This is a genomic window from Leifsonia araucanica (assembly GCF_051161895.1).
GTDB lineage: Bacteria > Actinomycetota > Actinomycetes > Actinomycetales > Microbacteriaceae > Leifsonia.
In genome coordinates this window covers 1,123,674-1,140,058 of record NZ_JBMBTW010000002.1, presented here as the reverse complement: position 1 = coordinate 1,140,058, position 16,385 = coordinate 1,123,674, and the positions used below count along the sequence as shown (strand labels likewise).

Below are 16,385 nucleotides of genomic sequence, written 5' to 3'. Positions count from 1 at the left end.
CAGCATTGTCACGCAATCTTGACGAACACTCGCGGCGCCGACTGTGACACGTTGATACTGGTCGGGAAGGTCGCTGGAAGCGCTCCTGTGATTCCCAGCGCGGCGAACGCAAATGAGGGCACAAGGTTGGCTGTTGGTGTAGTCCCTGACGTAAGTGGCATCGCCTCGTTACTGACCCCGCTCGAGTTGGTGAGTGCGCGCACAGTCGGTTGAGTCGTCGTTACCACCTGGGTTACAGTTCCGACCCAATATGTCCCGGGCGTGAGTGCGACCGATACGGTCAACTCGGCTACAGCGACGCTGTCGCCAGCGATGGTGCCACAGTCTGTGACGAGAGCACCCGGATAACCGTTGCCGTTGTCGGCGTAGATGCCAATACGTACCTTGGAACCGCTGTCCCCGGCGACTGTGACTTCCGCCCCGATACGGGTCAGCGTGACGTCGTTGGGGACGTGGAACTGGGAGCAGCGCAGCGTTCCGGTGCCGAGTGTTGTGGCGGAGGTCGATGTCGAGGGTGTCGTCTGGTAGTACATTCCTGATCCCAGGAAGCCAACCGTCGGTGTTGGTAGAAGTCCGGTGTTGCCGGACTTCTGTGAGAAGTGACGTTCTCCACGTGGGATCGCCCAATGTGCGGTGGTGCCCGTCGAGACGTTGCCCGTGGCGTTCACACCCGCTACCGATGCCGTATCGCGTTCCACGATCGAGTACGCAGCGGTCGTGGGCGTGTCAGAGGTATTGCCGCTCAGGACCGTTCCACGGATCATCGCTGCGCCGGCCGCATCCAGTTCAATGCTTCTGTCGCAGGAAACCAGGATGTTGTCAGAGATCACCGTGGATGTGGTGTCCGAGACGCTTGCGGGTACGTAGTATCCCGGGTATCCGCCTGCCGTTGTGAGAAGCGACTGGATCTGTACTCCGATCCCAGCGTTCGTGACCTTGTTGCCCACGATCTGGTTTCGAATCGACCCGACGGCGAATCGGATTGCCCCGTTGAGGGTTCCTTTGACACGGTTGCCGACTACAACATTGTCTGAGCAGCCGAAGTAGCCTTTGATGCCGTTTCCTTCGATTCCCGACACGCTCGTGGTGAGCAGGTTCCCGGTGATCACATTGTCGACTGATCCCCATGCGAGGTGAATGCCGGTGGAGCCGAAGTCTGTGAGCCGGTTGTTGCTCACGACGTTTCGTGAAGCGATTGGCGAGAGGATGATTCCTCGGTGGCTCTGTCCCGTCGCGTGGTTCTCGGATACGACGCAGTTGATCGCGCCAAACAGAGAGATGCCGTGGGTGCCGTTGAGGATCTTGTTCCCCACAATGGTGTGCGACTGCGAGTAGTTGCTGGGCGAGCCAAAGGATAGCGTGGGGTTCTGTCCGCCCCCTTGGGTGTCTGGTGTGGTCGAGACGGCGTAGATGCCTACAGCGCTCGCGTACGTGCCGACGGGGTTGTCGATGCCGAGCGTCACGTGATTGTTTTCGACCCAGCAGGACTCTGTGTCGTTGTGGAGGCGAATTCCCACTTGGCTTTGCGGAGTTGGGTTGCCGAGGTTGAAGATGCGGTTGTTGGTGACTCGGCAGTATTTCGCTTTGATGAGGAACACCCCGTGAGTAGATAGTGCTCCACCGTCCATGATGAATCCGTCAACCGTCGAGTCGGTGATCGCTGTTGAGCCGTCGAGCCAGCCTTGCGCGACGAAGATGCCGGATGTCGAAGACGATGAACCGACGATGGTGGCGCCGTCGCCTGCGTATCTGATCCCTGATGACACGGTGATGGACGACACTTTGTATCGTTTGCCAGCGGGTCCGAAATGGAGCACACCACCGCCCTGCGCAAGAATGGCCGTTTGTGCCGCGTCGATGGCGGCGGTGTCGTCAGTCGTGCCGTCGCCTTTGGCTCCGTACTGCTGAACGTGAGCTGCTGCCTGATAGCGGGCGTCAAGCGCTTCGAGCGCGAGCCCCTGCGGCAGGGCCGTGATTGGATCGACGGAAGAGACATAGATGCTCATTTGTTTGTGGGTACTCCTGTCCGGGTTCCTGTAAATCTGGGTTGGAATGGTGGTACTTGCCGCCGGCTGTGGCGACGGCGGTGAGACGTGATGGTGTCCTCACGGCCGGTGGAGCATGACCGCTGCTAGGACTGGCTGCGCTGCATGGACGCAGGTGCAATCACCGTGAGGACACCGGCTTGTTAGGCGACCTTGGCGTCTTCGACAGCCTTGTCGGGGTTGTATTCGTTGAGCATGAAGATCGCGTCACCGATACGGGCAACGTTGCGACCGTTGCCCTTGAAAATCGCGCGCCACTGATCCTCGGTGAGCGGGACAACCATGTCACCATCAACACGGCCACCGCATTGCGGGGCGACGATTGTGACGAGTTGGCGGAGGTGGTAGCCGTACCGGGTGTCGAGTAGGACGCCTGGTCGTGCGGGTGCCAGGTCGGAGTTGGATGCCCAGTCCATGCCTTCCATCTGCGTGAATCGGAGGGTGTAGGGGTTGCCGTTCAGCAGTACGTCAACGTCTGCGGTCGGTCGTTCGGCTTCGCATTCGGCTTTCAGATCATCTTCAAAAGTCATTGATCGGGTCCCTTTCAGATGTTGAAGTTATTCGGCGAGTCCCAGCAGCTCCGCGTCGGTCAGGCTTTGCACTTCCAGCGGCTTCGCGGGCGGGTGGAATGCGATGTTCTCAATGACCCCACCTGCTGCTTTCGCTTCCCAAAGCGCTTCGACCTTTGCTTCTGCGGCGGGGTTCATCTCGATGTACGCATTCGCTACCTCCGCCCAGGGTGCAGCCATTGCTGGAATGGGGACGGAATGCGCCTCCCGGATGGCCTGTGCGAGAACCGTTTTCGCCAGGGTGGTGTCTCCGCTTAACGCTGCTGATCGGAGCTGCGAGAGCGCCGCTGCCGGGTCGGTGATGTTGCTTGTCTGCTCGGCTGCGTTGCGGTACAGCGCGATTTCTTCTGCGGTCGCGCCAGGGCGGAGGCCGAACACTTCGCGTTCGAGTGCAGCAGTCAGGCGCTGATGGTCGGACATCATGGCGTCCTGCTGCGCCTTCTGCTCCTTGACCGTGCGACCCCATAAAGCAGCGATCGCGTTCTGTTTGCCCGCATGACTGATCTGCCCGTTGAGACGGATTTGTTCAAGCTGCCGGTTGTAGTTGTCGAGCGCGTCGAGGGCTTTCTGCTGATTTGCGTTGTACTGAGGTGTGAGTGGCATGGTTGCTCCTAGATGTATTCGCGGTATTTGGCGTTGATGGTTTCGTGGAATCGTTCGAGTCGTCGGGTGGTGGCGCGAGCGTGTGCCCAGTTGGGCGGCAGGGTCATCAGGAACGCGACCATGCCGGTGGCTTCGTAGGCGACTTTGACGGCGAAGGCGGGGGACGTTCTGTTGTAGATGTCTTCCCATTTGTTGTTTGCAAGGTCGTGGATTTCGTCCTCGCCAGAGGTAAGCAATGCGGCGATCTTCGATGCTGTTAGGTCCAGCTCGTCGCGATCAATCAGAGACACAGAGCCATCCGCTTCCACCAACACGTCGGGTTCTGTTTCGCTCATTCGCCGTCCTCGGTGCCCCCGAGGATTGCGGGCACGTACCCGATCAGAGAGGGCACCATTTCGGGGTCGGATTGGCTGGCGGACGCGGAGCCGATCGGCGAGTTCATGTATGCGTCCATCGTTTACGGCTTCGCCATGATGCCGAACGAATACGTGCCGGCACCCAACCCCGTGAACGTGTACGGGGATGTGACACCTGACGACACCAACGTGAAGTCCGATTGTGCTGGCGACGCTTTCGTCGCCTTATACGCGTCGTACGAGGTTGCGTTCGTGACAGCTCCCCAAGTGACCACCTGGGAACCGTCCGTCCCGCCCGCCGTGGACGGGTTGGTTGTTGTTCCGAAGGTGACGGTCGGGGTGGACAGTGCGACTAGGATCGGCCCGATTTCGGTGGTGCGCCCGTCATCCATCTGAATGTCGTCGATGCCGAACGAAATCGCGGTCGGGCCAGAGTTACCGATTTCGATCTGGTGCAGTGACCCGGTGAGCAGGTTCGCGTTCGTAACCGGTGTCATCGTGGAGATGGCGGTGGTTCCGGTTGGGTCGTACACGGCGGCGCTGATCGTGCCTGCGGTGGTGGAGTTACCGTGCAGTCGCAGCTCGATCCGGTACTGCCCACCGTAGGTGAGCGTTCCGGCGGTGGGGGTCACATATGTGACCGTTCCGCCTGACGCGGCACCATCGGTAACGAACAGTTTCCCGTTTGTGCTGATCCCCAAGCTTGCTGCTCGCCCAGCTGCGGTGCGAACGGAGAAGAAGTTCGCGAACGCAGACGGCGCACCCGTGGGCATCGTGAACACCAGGCTGAACGCTGCCGTGTCGTTATCTGCGGTCAGGTCATACCGGATGATCGCTGTGGCAGTGGATACGTTTACCCGGAGGCCTGTGCTGCTGCGCAAACCATCCGCTGTCGAGAATGTGGCTGTCGAAGGGCTGGTAACTGAGTACCCGGTGTTGCCGGTGAGGAGCGCGCTAGTAGCGGTGGCACCATTCGTCTGCCCGTCAAACAGGATTTGCCTGAGTGTCATGCCCTTTCTCCCTCGAGTTCACGGATGTAGTGCGCGTGGTTCGTATCGGGATTCACGTCGTAAGCTCCTTCTGGTTCGTCTGTTTCGCGTTTGCACCGTGCACACGGCAGCGGATATTCGGCGTGGAGTGCACACTGGCTCCCCGGTATGTATCCGGTGCGAGGGGTGGGGATGTTGAGGTCTTCGCAGTCGCCGCATCGGGGTGGGAACACTTCACCGACGTGTCTTTCGCAGCGTGCTCCGTGGTCGTTGCCTGAGAACATTGGGTCTTCCTTCCCGGGGGTGCCCGCATGGAAAGAGCCCGTGCACACGGGACGTGTGCCTACGGGCTCTTATTGAGAGTTAGGTTTTGGGCTCTACTAAGGATTTGTGCGCAACTGGTTCACAGGGGACTGTGAAAGACGTTCACAGGGGGTGGTGAATCTCGTTCACTGTCCCGGTGAAAGACGTTCACACGGCTTCTGACTCACGAGCCGAACTTATCCACAGGCCGTCAGTCGTGGAATCAGATGCAGCCTCCCACCCACTACCGCTGCGGGTGCGGTACACCCGCACGGGCAACGTCTCCGCACGCACAGACTCTTCATCGTGCCAAGGCAGGCAGTACCGGTTCGACATTTGTTTGCCCGTGGTCGCATCGACCCACTGTTCAACTTCGATCAGTCCCTCCTTCTCGAGGGTTGCAATGCAATTGACTACGCTGCGACGGCTCATTCCTGTCTCTCTGGCCAGCGTCTGCATCGAAGGCCACGCTCGATGTGCTTCCTCGTTGTAATGGTCGGCCAACATGAGAAGGACGAACTTTCGACTAGTCGAAAGTCCGCCCCAACTCTTGGCCCACCGGAAGGCTTCAAATGACACCTTCGCCTCCTGGTGCCTGGATTCAGTTGTCGATGGGGGAGAGCACCTCGAGCAGCGCGTAGTGTCGGCGGTCGCGTTCGATTTCACCCAGGTACCCGTAGTCGCCTAAGACTTCAGTGGTAACGCCGTCCAGCGTCCAGGTCTCCCCAGCTGTCCTGCCGTCTGCGGGCGTGATTCCGTGAATCACGTTCACGTCGTACACACTCGTTGACTTGTACAGCGAAACCTTGGTTCCAATGGGCATTGATGACCAACCGATCTGCACTCGAGTCGCAACGATCGTGATCGACTGGGGGAGACTTTCAGTGCTGGCACTGAGCGGGGAGGGGGCGGCCTGTGCGATAATAGTTGAAGACAACATTGTTTTCGTCCTTCGGTTTCTTAGCGGTTTTCGGGGGATGTGCCCTGGTCGTTGGTAGCGGTCAGGGCGTTTTTCTTTGCCCAGATGTACCCTTTACGGGATGCCTGGTAGGTGAATTGCCGCAGGAGCGGCTTCAGGTCTTCCAACGAAATCCAGAGACGAAAGCCGTTGGGGCTGATGATCTGATACGGGCCGGGTTCGAGGTTGCGTACTACTTGCTTCCCGACCGGGTCCCTGTACCAGAGGGCGGAATTGTCAGGCGAGCGGTCAGCCTGATTTGAGAGCGACACGAGGACTAACCCGCTAGTGCCCCGCTCAACTGCGATCGTTCGAACTGGGCCTCGATGTAGGCCTCCAAGTCCTCTTCAGCCATTACACGGCGGCCTCCCACTACTGCGGTAGGCGCGAGCGCACCTCGGTGGATCTGATACCTAACTGCTTGCTCCGAGCGTCTGAGTCGCTCAGCGATCTCCGGGACCAGAAGCAGCTTTCCCTTTGTCATTGCTGAACCTCCATTTCAGTGGTGCCACCTTGACGAAGCGGCGCACTTAATAGTGTCCCTCATGTGGTGCCACCTTGTCAAGCGAGCGCAAACACGGCAGAATGCAAACATGATTGTTGATGTTCGTACGGGTTTCCCCGATGACGATGCGCCGCTTTGGATGGCCGACCATGAGCCGACATGGCGCGACGCAACCGTCGGGCTTGAAATCGGCATCGGCGTGGTGCCGCGCTTGGCTGTTCTGCTGAGTTCAGCCGAGAGTCGAGAAGAACACGGCATGTTGAACTACGACGTCGAAATGGAACTGCGGTTTTCGCCGTGGGCGTGGGACATGCGATACAAGGTCCAAAGTGTCAAGGTGAACGCTACGGGTGACAGCGAGATAACTGGGACACAACTTCGTGAGGTACGAGTGGCGGAGCTAATGCGCGCTGGCGCGAGCCGGGGAATCTTTCTGAAACTGAATCGTGACGAGCCGCCGGCCTCCTTCGCGGACTGGTATGGAGACGATGGTCCAGAGTTCGATCAGAGCAGTCTCGGACAGACTGTTCGCGACGCCGGTCCGCAGGAATGGGTGCTGAAGCAGGTAGCTCTTCATTACCAGCTAGCAAGCGTCGCATCGCAGCCGCCCGCGAAGGCGATCGCCGAGACCTTCGGCTTGACGGCTCGGACGGCGGACAACTGGATTTCGAAAGCCAAGAAGGCGGGAATCCTCAAGCCGGTAGCGCTAGCAACGCCGCCCGCGTGGGAACCCACTCGGGCGTTCGAACAAGAGACCCTGTTCCGAATGCAGCAAGGCCGCTTCAAAGCAATGGAAGGCAACGATGTCCAGCATCAAGAAGAGACCTGATGGTAAATGGCGCGCACGCTATCGGGACGCCATGGGCAAAGAGCATTCGCGGCACTTCAAGTTCAAAGACAACCCGCGAGACCCGGAGAACTCTGCTCAGCACTGGCTCGACCGCGAAACGTCGAAACTCGTCACCGGAACTTGGGTCGCGCCAAAAACCGCGAAGATCACAGTGGGCGAGTGGTGTGACACCTGGTTAGTCGGCTACGGATCGAACCGAGAGTCGACCGTGAAGAGCGCTCGTGTGCATGTCAAACGCATCATTGCGAAGTTCGGGGATCGGGCACTCGGGAGCGTGCGCCCTTCGGAGGTCAAGAATTGGATGGTCGAACTGGGCGCCGAAGGTCTGTCCACGTCGACCATCTACGGGCTGCACCGTCGCCTCTCACAGGTGTACGCCGACGCAGTGCATGACGGACTTGTGCCGCGGTCGCCGGTCAGTCGGCGAACCTCGCCTCGCACGCCGAAACAGCGACCCTATGTCGCCACTACGGAGCAGGTCTGGGCAGTGCACGACGCTCTCCCTGAGCACTTTCGGCCCGTGGTGCTACTTGGGGCCTTCGCGGGCCTGAGAGTCGGGGAGATCGCCGCTCTGCGGGTGTCTGACGTGGACTTCATGCGCGGAGTCATCAGCCCCGAGATCCAGTATCCGGCAGACGAACTCAAGACGGATATGTCGAAGACGCCGATCCCCATCCCGCAGGACGTCGCATTAGAACTCAACCGGGTGCCGGCAAAGTGGGGGAGTCCTACGCTCGTCGTCGGCGCCTTCGGCCGTCCCGTAGCCCCGTACACGATCGAAACGGCCTTCCGGACCGCTCGTGCGACCGTCGTAGGTCTGCCAGAAGGCTTTCGGATTCACGACCTGCGGCACTACTACGCGTCGCTGCTGATCGCCGCGGGGCTCGATATCAAGACCGTTCAAGCCCGGCTGCGGCACGCATCAGCGAAGACCACACTCGATACGTATGGTCACTTGTGGCCGGATACAGACGAGTCCGCACGGGCTGCGGTGTCGGCCGCTTTCGCGAACCGTCCTGCAACTCGTGCGGACTCTTTGCGGACTAACGTGCCCGCGACGTCGTAACTCCCGCGTGATTCCGCGGCCTATCGGCTAGACGCCGAAGTACAGCTCGTACTCGAACGGGTGGGGACGCTGCGCGAGGGGCTTGATTTCCTTCTCGCGCTTGTAGTCGATCCAGGTCTCGATGAGCTCCGGGGTGAACACGCCGCCTGCGAGGAGGAAGTCGTGGTCGGCCTCGAGTGCATCCAGGACCTCGGCGAGGGTGCCGGGGACCTGCGGGATGTTCTTGGCTTCCTCGGGCGGGAGCTCGTAGAGGTCCTTGTCGACCGGCTCGTGCGGCTCGATGCGGTTCTTGATGCCGTCGAGGCCCGCCATGAGCTGCGCGGCGAACGCGAGGTACGGGTTGCCGGACGCGTCGGGGGCGCGGAACTCGATGCGCTTCGCCTTCGGGTTGGTGCCCGTGATCGGGATGCGGATCGACGCGGAGCGGTTGCCGGCCGAGTAGACCAGGTTGACCGGGGCTTCGAAGCCGGGGACCAGGCGGTGGAACGAGTTCACCGTCGGGTTCGTGAACGCGAGGACGGCCGGGGCGTGCTTGAGCAGGCCGCCGATGTACCAGCGCGCGATGTCGGAGAGGCCGCCGTAGCCCGCCTCGTCGTAGAACAGCGGCTTGCCGTCGTTCCACAGCGACTGGTGGGTGTGCATCCCGGAGCCGTTGTCGCCGAACAGCGGCTTCGGCATGAAGGTCGCGACCTTGCCCCAGAGCTCAGCCGTGTTCTTCACGATGTACTTGAACTTCAGGATGTCGTCTGCCGCGTGCACCATCGTGTCGAAGCGGTAGTTGATCTCGGCCTGGCCGCCGGTGCCCACCTCGTGGTGCGCGCGCTCCAGGATGAGGCCGGCGTCGATCAGCTTCAGCGAGATGTCGTCGCGCAGGTCGGCCTGCTTGTCGACCGGGCTGACCGGGAAGTATCCGCCCTTGTACGGCGTCTTGTTGGCGAGGTTTCCGCCCTCCTCGACACGACCGGTGTTCCAGGCTCCCTCTTCGGAGTCCACCGAGTAGAAGCTCGAGTGCTGGTTCACCTCGTAACGGACGTCGTCGAAGATGTAGAACTCGGCCTCGGGAGCGAAGAACGCGGTGTCGGCGATGCCGGTGGAGGCGAGGTACTTCTCGGCCTTCTTGGCGACCTGGCGCGGGTCCTTCGAGTAGATCTCGCCGTTGCGCGGGTTGTAGATGTCGAAGACCATGATGAGCGTGCGCTCGGCACGGAAGGGGTCGACGTACGCGGTGGAGACGTCGGGGATGAGCTGCATGTCCGATTCGTGGATGGACGCGAAGCCTCGGATGGACGAGCCGTCGAAGAGCTGACCGACGGAGAAGAACTCTTCGTCGACGGTCGAAGCGGGGATGTTGAAGTGCTGCTGCACACCGGGCAGATCGGTGAAGCGGATATCAAGGAACTTGACGTCGGTGTCCTTGATGAACTTGAGCACCTCGGAAGAATCACGGAACATGCGGAGGACTCCCAAAATGGATTGAGGTGGTGGACTGCACCTGCAGCCCAAGACAACACCGTACGGGGAAGGAGTTTCCCCGGAGTGACGCAAATGTTTCCGGCGTGTTACGCATACCCGTGGCCGGTAAACTCGTCTGGTGCCACAGAACCCGCCATCCTCCGCCTCCGGCAACATCGCGCCGAGCCGCTATCCCGGTGAACGACTGGGATTGCCGGAGACGGGCAGAGGCTCGGTCGGGCGTGCAGGTCGCCGCATCGGCGCCATCGTCATCGACTGGGCGATCGCCTATCTGATTTCTTTCGCGTTCTTCCGCACCGACGGGATCGTGAACGGCTGGGCCACCACCGGCATCTTCGTGCTCATGCAGATCCTGTTCATCCCGACCATCGGCGGCGGCATCGGCCACCGGGTGTTCGGGATGCGCGTTGTCGCGATCCGCGGCGGCTGGGTGGGCCTCTGGCGTCCCGTCGTCCGCACGCTGCTGCTCGCGATCGTGATTCCCGCGCTCGTCTGGGACTCCGACCAGCGCGGCTTCCACGACAAGATCGCCGGCACCGTCCTCATCCGGGCCTGACCGCGCCATCCCCGACGTCGCCGCAGCATCCAAAGAATCGAGCCGGGACCTCTGCACGCGACTCGCCGGTCGCGGTCGTACAGAAGTCCCGGCTCGATGGATGCGCGGGGCGGGGTATGCGGGGGAGCGGGCTCTAGCGAGCGCGCTGGGCGCGAACCTTCATCGGGTCGATGCCCTTGGGGATCGGCATCGAGTTCTCCAGCGACTGGAGACGGTTGCTGATCGCCATGACCTCGGCCTTGGTCAGGGTGGGCTTGATCTTGGCGAGCACGCGCGGGATCTTGTGCAGCGGGGTGGCGTCCGCATCCGGTCCGACGCTGATCGTCGTCACGGGCACGTTCGGCAGCACGCGGGTGACCTTGCGGCGCTCCTCGTCGATCATCCGCTGGGTGCGGGTCTTCGGGCCCTCGCTGATGAGCACGACACCGCCGCGCCCGGTGGCACGGTAGATCGCGTCCTGGGTCTTGCCGTTGACGGCGACCGGCATCTCCGAGCCGCGCCAGCTGCGCTTCAGGGAACTGCGCAGCACGGCGCCGACGGCACCGGGCTGGCCCTCGATCTGCGAGTACGCAGCACGCTCGGCGCGACGCCCCAGGATGATCAAGCCGATCAGCACACCGGCGAGCACGCCGGCGAGGATCCACATTGCCATCGTGAAGCCGTTGCCGTCGGACAGGAAGATCGCCAGAAGCACGCCGACGATGATCGGGGCCACGATGCCGCCCACGATGTACAACACCGCCCGCTTGTCGTAGCGGCGGGTCATCTGGAAGACCTGCCACATCTGCTTGAGCCGACCGGGCTCCTTGGTGGACTTGTCCTTGCGTGCCATAGTCACAAGGATACCGGCTCGGCCGCCCGCGCAGTGACGTTGTTCGCGGTCAGGATACGGCCTGCGCGAACCCGAGCGACGCGTCGGCCAGGTGGCGGAGCTCGTCCGGCACCTCGCGGCCTTTCGCGTGCATCGACTGCGCCCAGAGTCGCCCTGCGCGGTACGAGGAACGGACCAGTGGACCGGCGAGCACACCGAGGAACCCGATCGCCTCCGCCTCCTCTTTCAGCTCGACGAACTCATCCGGATGCACCCACCGAGCCACCGGCAGATGCCGCGGGCTCGGCCGCAGGTACTGGGTGATCGTGATGATGTCCGTCCCCGCGTCGTGCAGGTCCCGCAGAGCCTGGCTGACCTCTGCGCGCTCCTCGCCCATCCCGAGGATGAGGTTGGACTTGGTGATGAGCCCGGCAGCACGTCCCTGCGTGATGACGTCGAGCGAGCGCTCGTAGCGGAAGGCCGGCCGGATGCGCTTGAAGATGCGCGGGACGGTCTCGACGTTGTGCGCGAACACCTCGGGCTCGGCGGAGAACACCTCGCCGAGGTATTCGGGGTTGCCGGAGAAGTCGGGGACCAGGATCTCGACGCCCGTGCCCGGGCTCTGCCGGTGGATCTCGCGGATCGTCTCGGCGTACAGCCACGAGCCTTCGTCGGCCAGGTCGTCGCGGGCGACGCCGGTGACGGTGGCGTAGCGCAGGTCCATCTTCGCGACGGATTCTGCGACCCGGCGCGGCTCGTCGGTGTCATAGTCGGCGGGCTTGCCGGTGTCGATCTGGCAGAAGTCGCACCGCCTGGTGCACTGGGCTCCTCCGATGAGGAACGTCGCCTCCCTGTCCTCCCAGCACTCGAAGATGTTCGGGCAGCCGGCTTCCTGGCACACCGTGTGCAGGTTCTCGCCCTTCACGAGGTTCTGCAGCTGGCGGTACTCGGGACCCATCTTCGCTTTGGTCTTGATCCACTCGGGCTTGCGCTCGATGGGGGTCTCTGCATTGCGGATTTCGAGGCGCAACATCTTGCGTCCCTCTGGCGCTGCGCTCACGCGACGGTCTCCAGTCCTGTGTCGAATTCTCTGTCGAAGCGTGCCTGGATGAGGGGGACGACGTCCTCCGGGGTGACCGTGCGCCCGAGGACGCGGCTGATCGAGGTGATCCCCGCATCCCGGATGCCGCAGGCCACGATCGCGTCGTAGGCCTCGAACCCGTTGGAGCAGTTGAGCGCGAACCCGTGCATGGTGACGCCCTCGGCAACGCGGATGCCGATGGCGGCGATCTTCTCGTCGCGCTGGATCCCGCGGATCCACACGCCGGAGCGTCCCTGCACACGTTCACCGTGCACCCCGACGTCCGCAAGAACATCGATCAGGATGCTCTCCAGCCGCCGGACGTATCCGACGACGTCGATGGGTTCGGGAAGGCGGAGAATCGGGTATCCCACGAGCTGCCCCGGCCCGTGCCAGGTGATCTTCCCGCCGCGGTCGACATCGATGACGGGTGTGCCGTCGGTCGGCCTTTCGTCGGGCTCTGTGCGTTTCCCTGCGGTGTACACCGAGGGATGCTCGAGGAGGATGACAGTATCGGGCGCCCGGCCTGCAACGACATCGGCGTGCACGGCACGCTGCTGTTGAAGGGCCTCGAAATACGGCACGGAGTTGGCGCTTAGCCCCGTGACGACATAGTCGACCACGCAGCAAGTCTATGTGCTTGCGCGCTTTCCACAGGGCGGCTGTTTGGCGAGTTGTCCACGGGGTCGGGTGCGCCGCGTCGCGAGGGTTCCGGATGCTCTGGAATTGGTCCATGCCGACTGCACCGACCACGTCCCGCCCACCCATGCTGAGCCGCACGCCCGACCTCGCCCGCCTCGCCGCCGCCCGGGCGAGGGAGAGGGGCTGGCAGGTGCTCGGCACGCTGTCGGCCGAGTCGGACGAATTGCGGCAGCTGATCCGGGCGCCGGAGCAGGCGCATCCCGTGGTGGCCTGCCTCCGCACCGGCGTGAGTGCTGCGGACGCGACAGCGCGGGAGGCCACTGCCAGACGCGACGCCCGCTCGGAGCACGTGGTGGGCGTTCTGGGCGGCGAGGTCGCGCGCGGTCTGCCGGAGGGCTGGCTCATCGTGGAACACGCACCAGGAGGAACCCTTGCCGCCTTACTCGCCCGGCGCCGCCTGATCCGCGCAGACGAGGCGGCCACGATCCTGATCGGGGTCGCGTCCGGGCTCGGCGCCCTGCACGAGGCCGGATGGTCGGCGAGCGGCCTCGCCCTCGACGGCGTGGCCTTCCGCCGCGACGGCTGTCCGGCGATCGACGCTCTCCGCCGCGCCAGCCCTCTGACGGAGTCGAGCGCCGCGGCGGACCGGCTCGCGTATCGCAAGGTGGCGCAGCAACTCTGCGCGGCGGTCCCTGCGCCGGGCGGCTGGCGGCTGCTGGATGCAGTGGACGCGGCACTCGCGCCGCCGCGCCCCGGTGGCGACCACGCGCCTACCGCCGTGTGGGAGCGGGTGCTGGCGGGCGTGCTGGCCACGGTGGAGCCGGGGGTGCTGCGGTTGACGGAGGCGGACGCACCTCACGTGCCACGTCCACCGTCCGGGTCGCTCAGGGACCTTCCGCCGGATGGCGCGGACCAGCCACCCGACGCCGCGCGACGTTCGCAGGCCGAACTGATCGACGCTGGGCTCAGCGGGATCAGGGGGCGTGCCGCGTCCACGGGCCGCCGCGAGCCTGCGGCTGCACGGGTCGCAACCTCGTTGGACGTGCTCCACGACACCATCCCGCGTCAGTCCCTCGATTCGAGCGGCCAGATATCGGCGGCGCGCGCCCCTCATTCCCGTGCGCTGGTGGCGCGCTCCGTGTCGGGCTCGGCGCTGGACCCGGTCTCGGCGTTCGAACCTGCCGCGGAACTCAGCGACCTGCTTCTCGACGGCAGGCCCATCGCGCACGTCGCAGACCGTCTCCGCGCCTGGTTGGCGCTGAGGAAGAAGCTGGTGGCCATCGTGCTGATCCCGGCCATCGTCGTCGGCGCCGCACTCCTCCTGCTGCCCGGTGATCCGGCGACGAACACGTCGTTGGATTCGTCGTCCGCAGCTGGTGCGTCTTCCGCGACTGGTGCGTCTTCCGCGACTGGTACGTCTTCCGCGACAGGTGCATCTTCTGTGACAGGTGCACCGTCCGTAGCTCGGACCTCCACCTCGACCAGCACTCCCGCGTCGAACGACCGGTCATCGCCCACTGGGGCAACCCCATCAGCCAGTCCACCCGCGTCGGCAGGTTCGCTCGACGCGCCACACCTCTCCACGCCAGGAGCAGAGCCTGAAGACGCGACGACGGGCGGGGGAGCCAAACCCAGCACAGCGCGCGCGTCCTCCGTCGTGCCCAGTGAACCGGTAGCCGCCGCCACTCACCTGCTGCGTGCCCGTCATCAGTGCTTCACGGCGCGCGTGCGGCAGGTCGCGTGCGTCGACACGCTGGTCCAGGACGGCTCACCGGTGGCAGCGTCGGACCGGGCGGCGCTTGAGGACGGGACGACCGCCGATGCGTACGACTTCGCCGGTGCCGCTGTGGAACTCGTGCAGCGCTGGGGGGAAGCGGCGCTCGTGTCCGTGGCACCGGATCGCGCACGCACCCCGAAAAGCGAACCGGCCTCGCTCCTGATGGTCAGGGGCGAGGCCGGGTGGCGTCTGCGGGAGGTCTTCCCGTGACAGTGACTAGATGCCGAGGTTCGCCTCGAAGTTGCCGCCCTCGAGACGGTTCTTGACCGCGACGAGGAAGCGAGACGCGTCGGCGCCGTCGACGATCCGGTGGTCGTACGAGAGGGCCAGGTACACGGTCGAGCGGATCGCGATCGAGTCGGTTCCGTCAGCCGAGATGACGACGGGACGCTTCGTGACGATGCCGGTGCCGAGGATGGCCACCTGCGGGAGGAACACCACGGGGGTGTCGAACAGCGCGCCACGCGAACCGGTGTTGGTCAGCGTGAACGTGCCGCCGGCGAGCTCGTCGGGCTTCAGGCGGTTCTCGCGGGTGCGCTCTGCGAGGTCCGCGATCTCCTTGGCCAGGCCCGCGAGGTCGAGCTCGGACGCGTTGCGCACCACAGGGGTGAGCAGACCGCGCTCGGTGTCGACGGCGATCGACATGTTCTCGTGGTCCGGGTAGACGATCGAGTCGCCGTCGATGGTGGCGTTGATGACGGGGTACGTCTTCAGCGCCTCGGCGGCGGCCAGAGCGAAGAACGGGAGGAAGGACAGCTTGACGCCGGTCTTCGACTGGAAGTCGGCCTTGACCTTGTCGCGGAAGGCCGCGACCTTGGTCACGTCGACCTCGACCACGGAGGTGAGCTGAGCGGACGACTGCATCGACACGACGGCGCGCTCGGCGACGACCTTGCGCAGACGCGACATCGGCTGGGTCGTTCCGCGCAGCGGGGACACCTCGGGAGCCGGGGCGGCCTCAGCGGAGGACGACGCAGCGGGTGCGGCGGGTGCGGCAGCCGCGGAGAGGATGTCCTCCTTGCGGATGCGCCCACCGACGCCGGTGCCGGTGACGGTCGACAGGTCGATGCCCTGCTCGTTCGCGAGCTTACGAACGATCGGGGTCACGTAGCCGGCGTTGCCGGCGTGCGCGCCACCGGATGCTGCGGGAGCAGCGGCCGGGGCCGGAGCAGCCGCCGGAGCGGGTGCGGCGGCGGGAGCAGCAGCGGCAGGAGCCGGAGCAGCGGCCGGTGCGGCCTGGGCAGGGGCAGCCTGTGCGGGTGCCGGGACAGCCTGGGCCGGAGCGGCCTCGGCGGCGGGGGCCGGGGCAGCCTGGGCCGGAGCGGCCTCGGCGGCGGGGGCCGGAGTGGCCTCCGCGGCAGGAGCAGGAGCAGCTTCAGTAGCGGGCGCCGGTGCGGCGGCCGGAGCTGCCTCAGCAGCAGGTGCCGGTGCGGCCTCAGCAGCAGCAGGAGCCGGCGCAGCCTCAGCAGCCGGAGCCGCCTCCGCCGGAGCGGCCTCGGCCTCAGCGGCGGGCGCGGCCGGGGCCTCGCCTCCGCCGGAGCCGTCGCCGATCGTCACGAGCGCGGTGCCCACCTCGACGGTCTCGTCCTCCTGCACCAGGATCGCCTCGATGACGCCCGCGACGGGGGAGGGGATCTCGGTGTCGACCTTGTCGGTCGAGACTTCGAGCAGGGGCTCGTCCACCTCGACACGGTCGCCAACGTTCTTCAGCCAGCGGGTGACCGTGCCTTCCGTGACACTCTCGCCGAGTGCCGGGAGGCTGACGGATTCGCTCATGAGCTTGTCTCCTTCAAACCAATTC

Annotated in this window: 17 protein-coding genes; 4 read left to right on the top strand and 13 right to left on the bottom strand. The window is 64.2% G+C overall.

Going from position 1 to position 16,385, the window contains the following annotated elements; translation table 11 throughout:
- Positions 1-8 precede the first annotated feature (8 nt).
- The 8 genes from ACN6M5_RS05475 to ACN6M5_RS05440 form a co-directional block, all read right to left on the bottom strand.
- A complete protein-coding gene (locus tag ACN6M5_RS05475) occupies positions 9-2,006 on the bottom strand; it encodes a NosD domain-containing protein (protein ID WP_434948816.1) in 1,998 nt (665 codons plus the stop codon).
- 182 nt (positions 2,007-2,188) lie between these two features.
- Positions 2,189-2,575 carry a hypothetical protein gene (locus ACN6M5_RS05470; protein WP_434948815.1) on the bottom strand — a complete coding sequence of 129 codons (387 nt, stop codon included), beginning with the start codon at positions 2,573-2,575 and terminating at the stop codon, positions 2,189-2,191.
- 27 nt (positions 2,576-2,602) lie between these two features.
- Entirely contained in the window at positions 2,603-3,217 is a 615-nt protein-coding gene (locus ACN6M5_RS05465; RefSeq protein WP_434948814.1) for a hypothetical protein, read from the bottom strand.
- Positions 3,218-3,225: 8 nt separating this feature from the next.
- Positions 3,226-3,552, bottom strand: coding sequence for a hypothetical protein (locus tag ACN6M5_RS05460; protein ID WP_434948813.1), 327 nt, complete (start codon positions 3,550-3,552; stop codon positions 3,226-3,228).
- Between the two features lie 122 nt (positions 3,553-3,674).
- A complete protein-coding gene (locus tag ACN6M5_RS05455; protein ID WP_434948812.1) occupies positions 3,675-4,583 on the bottom strand; it encodes a hypothetical protein in 909 nt (302 codons plus the stop codon).
- Positions 4,584-5,033: 450 nt separating this feature from the next.
- A complete protein-coding gene (locus ACN6M5_RS05450; RefSeq protein WP_434948811.1) occupies positions 5,034-5,444 on the bottom strand; it encodes a helix-turn-helix domain-containing protein in 411 nt (136 codons plus the stop codon).
- A 22-nt stretch (positions 5,445-5,466) separates the two neighbouring features.
- On the bottom strand, positions 5,467-5,688 hold the full coding sequence (locus ACN6M5_RS05445; protein WP_434948810.1) for a hypothetical protein: 222 nt from the start codon (positions 5,686-5,688) through the stop codon (positions 5,467-5,469).
- A 412-nt stretch (positions 5,689-6,100) separates the two neighbouring features.
- Positions 6,101-6,307 carry a helix-turn-helix domain-containing protein gene (locus ACN6M5_RS05440; RefSeq protein WP_434948809.1) on the bottom strand — a complete coding sequence of 69 codons (207 nt, stop codon included), beginning with the start codon at positions 6,305-6,307 and terminating at the stop codon, positions 6,101-6,103.
- Positions 6,308-6,416: 109 nt separating this feature from the next.
- Here ACN6M5_RS05440 and ACN6M5_RS05435 point away from each other — a divergent pair, with 109 nt between their 5' ends.
- Together ACN6M5_RS05435 and ACN6M5_RS05430 are read left to right on the top strand one after the other, a co-directional pair.
- Entirely contained in the window at positions 6,417-7,157 is a 741-nt protein-coding gene (locus tag ACN6M5_RS05435) for a hypothetical protein (RefSeq protein ID WP_434948808.1), read from the top strand.
- Positions 7,132-8,244, top strand: coding sequence for a tyrosine-type recombinase/integrase (locus ACN6M5_RS05430; protein WP_434948807.1), 1,113 nt, complete (start codon positions 7,132-7,134; stop codon positions 8,242-8,244). The genes ACN6M5_RS05435 and ACN6M5_RS05430 overlap by 26 nt, the downstream gene beginning before the upstream one ends.
- Before the next feature lie 27 nt (positions 8,245-8,271).
- Here the strand turns inward: ACN6M5_RS05430 and glnA are convergent, their stop codons facing one another.
- A complete protein-coding gene (glnA, locus tag ACN6M5_RS05425; protein ID WP_085367863.1) occupies positions 8,272-9,696 on the bottom strand; it encodes a type I glutamate--ammonia ligase in 1,425 nt (474 codons plus the stop codon).
- A 139-nt stretch (positions 9,697-9,835) separates the two neighbouring features.
- Here glnA and ACN6M5_RS05420 point away from each other — a divergent pair, with 139 nt between their 5' ends.
- A complete protein-coding gene (locus ACN6M5_RS05420) occupies positions 9,836-10,273 on the top strand; it encodes an RDD family protein (protein ID WP_085367861.1) in 438 nt (145 codons plus the stop codon).
- A 133-nt stretch (positions 10,274-10,406) separates the two neighbouring features.
- Here the strand turns inward: ACN6M5_RS05420 and ACN6M5_RS05415 are convergent, their stop codons facing one another.
- From ACN6M5_RS05415 to lipB, 3 genes are read right to left on the bottom strand one after another with little or no spacing between them, the layout of a single operon-like run.
- Positions 10,407-11,105 carry a DUF4191 domain-containing protein gene (locus ACN6M5_RS05415; RefSeq protein ID WP_085367860.1) on the bottom strand — a complete coding sequence of 233 codons (699 nt, stop codon included), beginning with the start codon at positions 11,103-11,105 and terminating at the stop codon, positions 10,407-10,409.
- A 49-nt stretch (positions 11,106-11,154) separates the two neighbouring features.
- Positions 11,155-12,144 carry a lipoyl synthase gene (gene lipA / locus ACN6M5_RS05410; protein ID WP_434948806.1) on the bottom strand — a complete coding sequence of 330 codons (990 nt, stop codon included), beginning with the start codon at positions 12,142-12,144 and terminating at the stop codon, positions 11,155-11,157.
- A complete protein-coding gene (gene lipB / locus ACN6M5_RS05405; protein ID WP_434948805.1) occupies positions 12,141-12,788 on the bottom strand; it encodes a lipoyl(octanoyl) transferase LipB in 648 nt (215 codons plus the stop codon). The genes lipA and lipB overlap by 4 nt, the downstream gene beginning before the upstream one ends.
- Positions 12,789-12,898: 110 nt before the next feature.
- Between lipB and ACN6M5_RS05400 the strand changes: the two genes are divergently transcribed.
- Positions 12,899-14,794, top strand: a complete 1,896-nt coding sequence (locus tag ACN6M5_RS05400; RefSeq protein WP_434948804.1) for a hypothetical protein — start codon at positions 12,899-12,901, stop codon at positions 14,792-14,794.
- A 6-nt stretch (positions 14,795-14,800) separates the two neighbouring features.
- On the opposite strand, the gene sucB is transcribed toward ACN6M5_RS05400, so the two are convergent.
- Positions 14,801-16,360 (bottom strand): 2-oxoglutarate dehydrogenase, E2 component, dihydrolipoamide succinyltransferase, encoded by a 1,560-nt coding sequence (gene sucB, locus ACN6M5_RS05395; RefSeq protein ID WP_434948803.1) that lies wholly within the window; start codon positions 16,358-16,360, stop codon positions 14,801-14,803.
- Between the last annotated feature and the right edge of the window lie 25 nt (positions 16,361-16,385).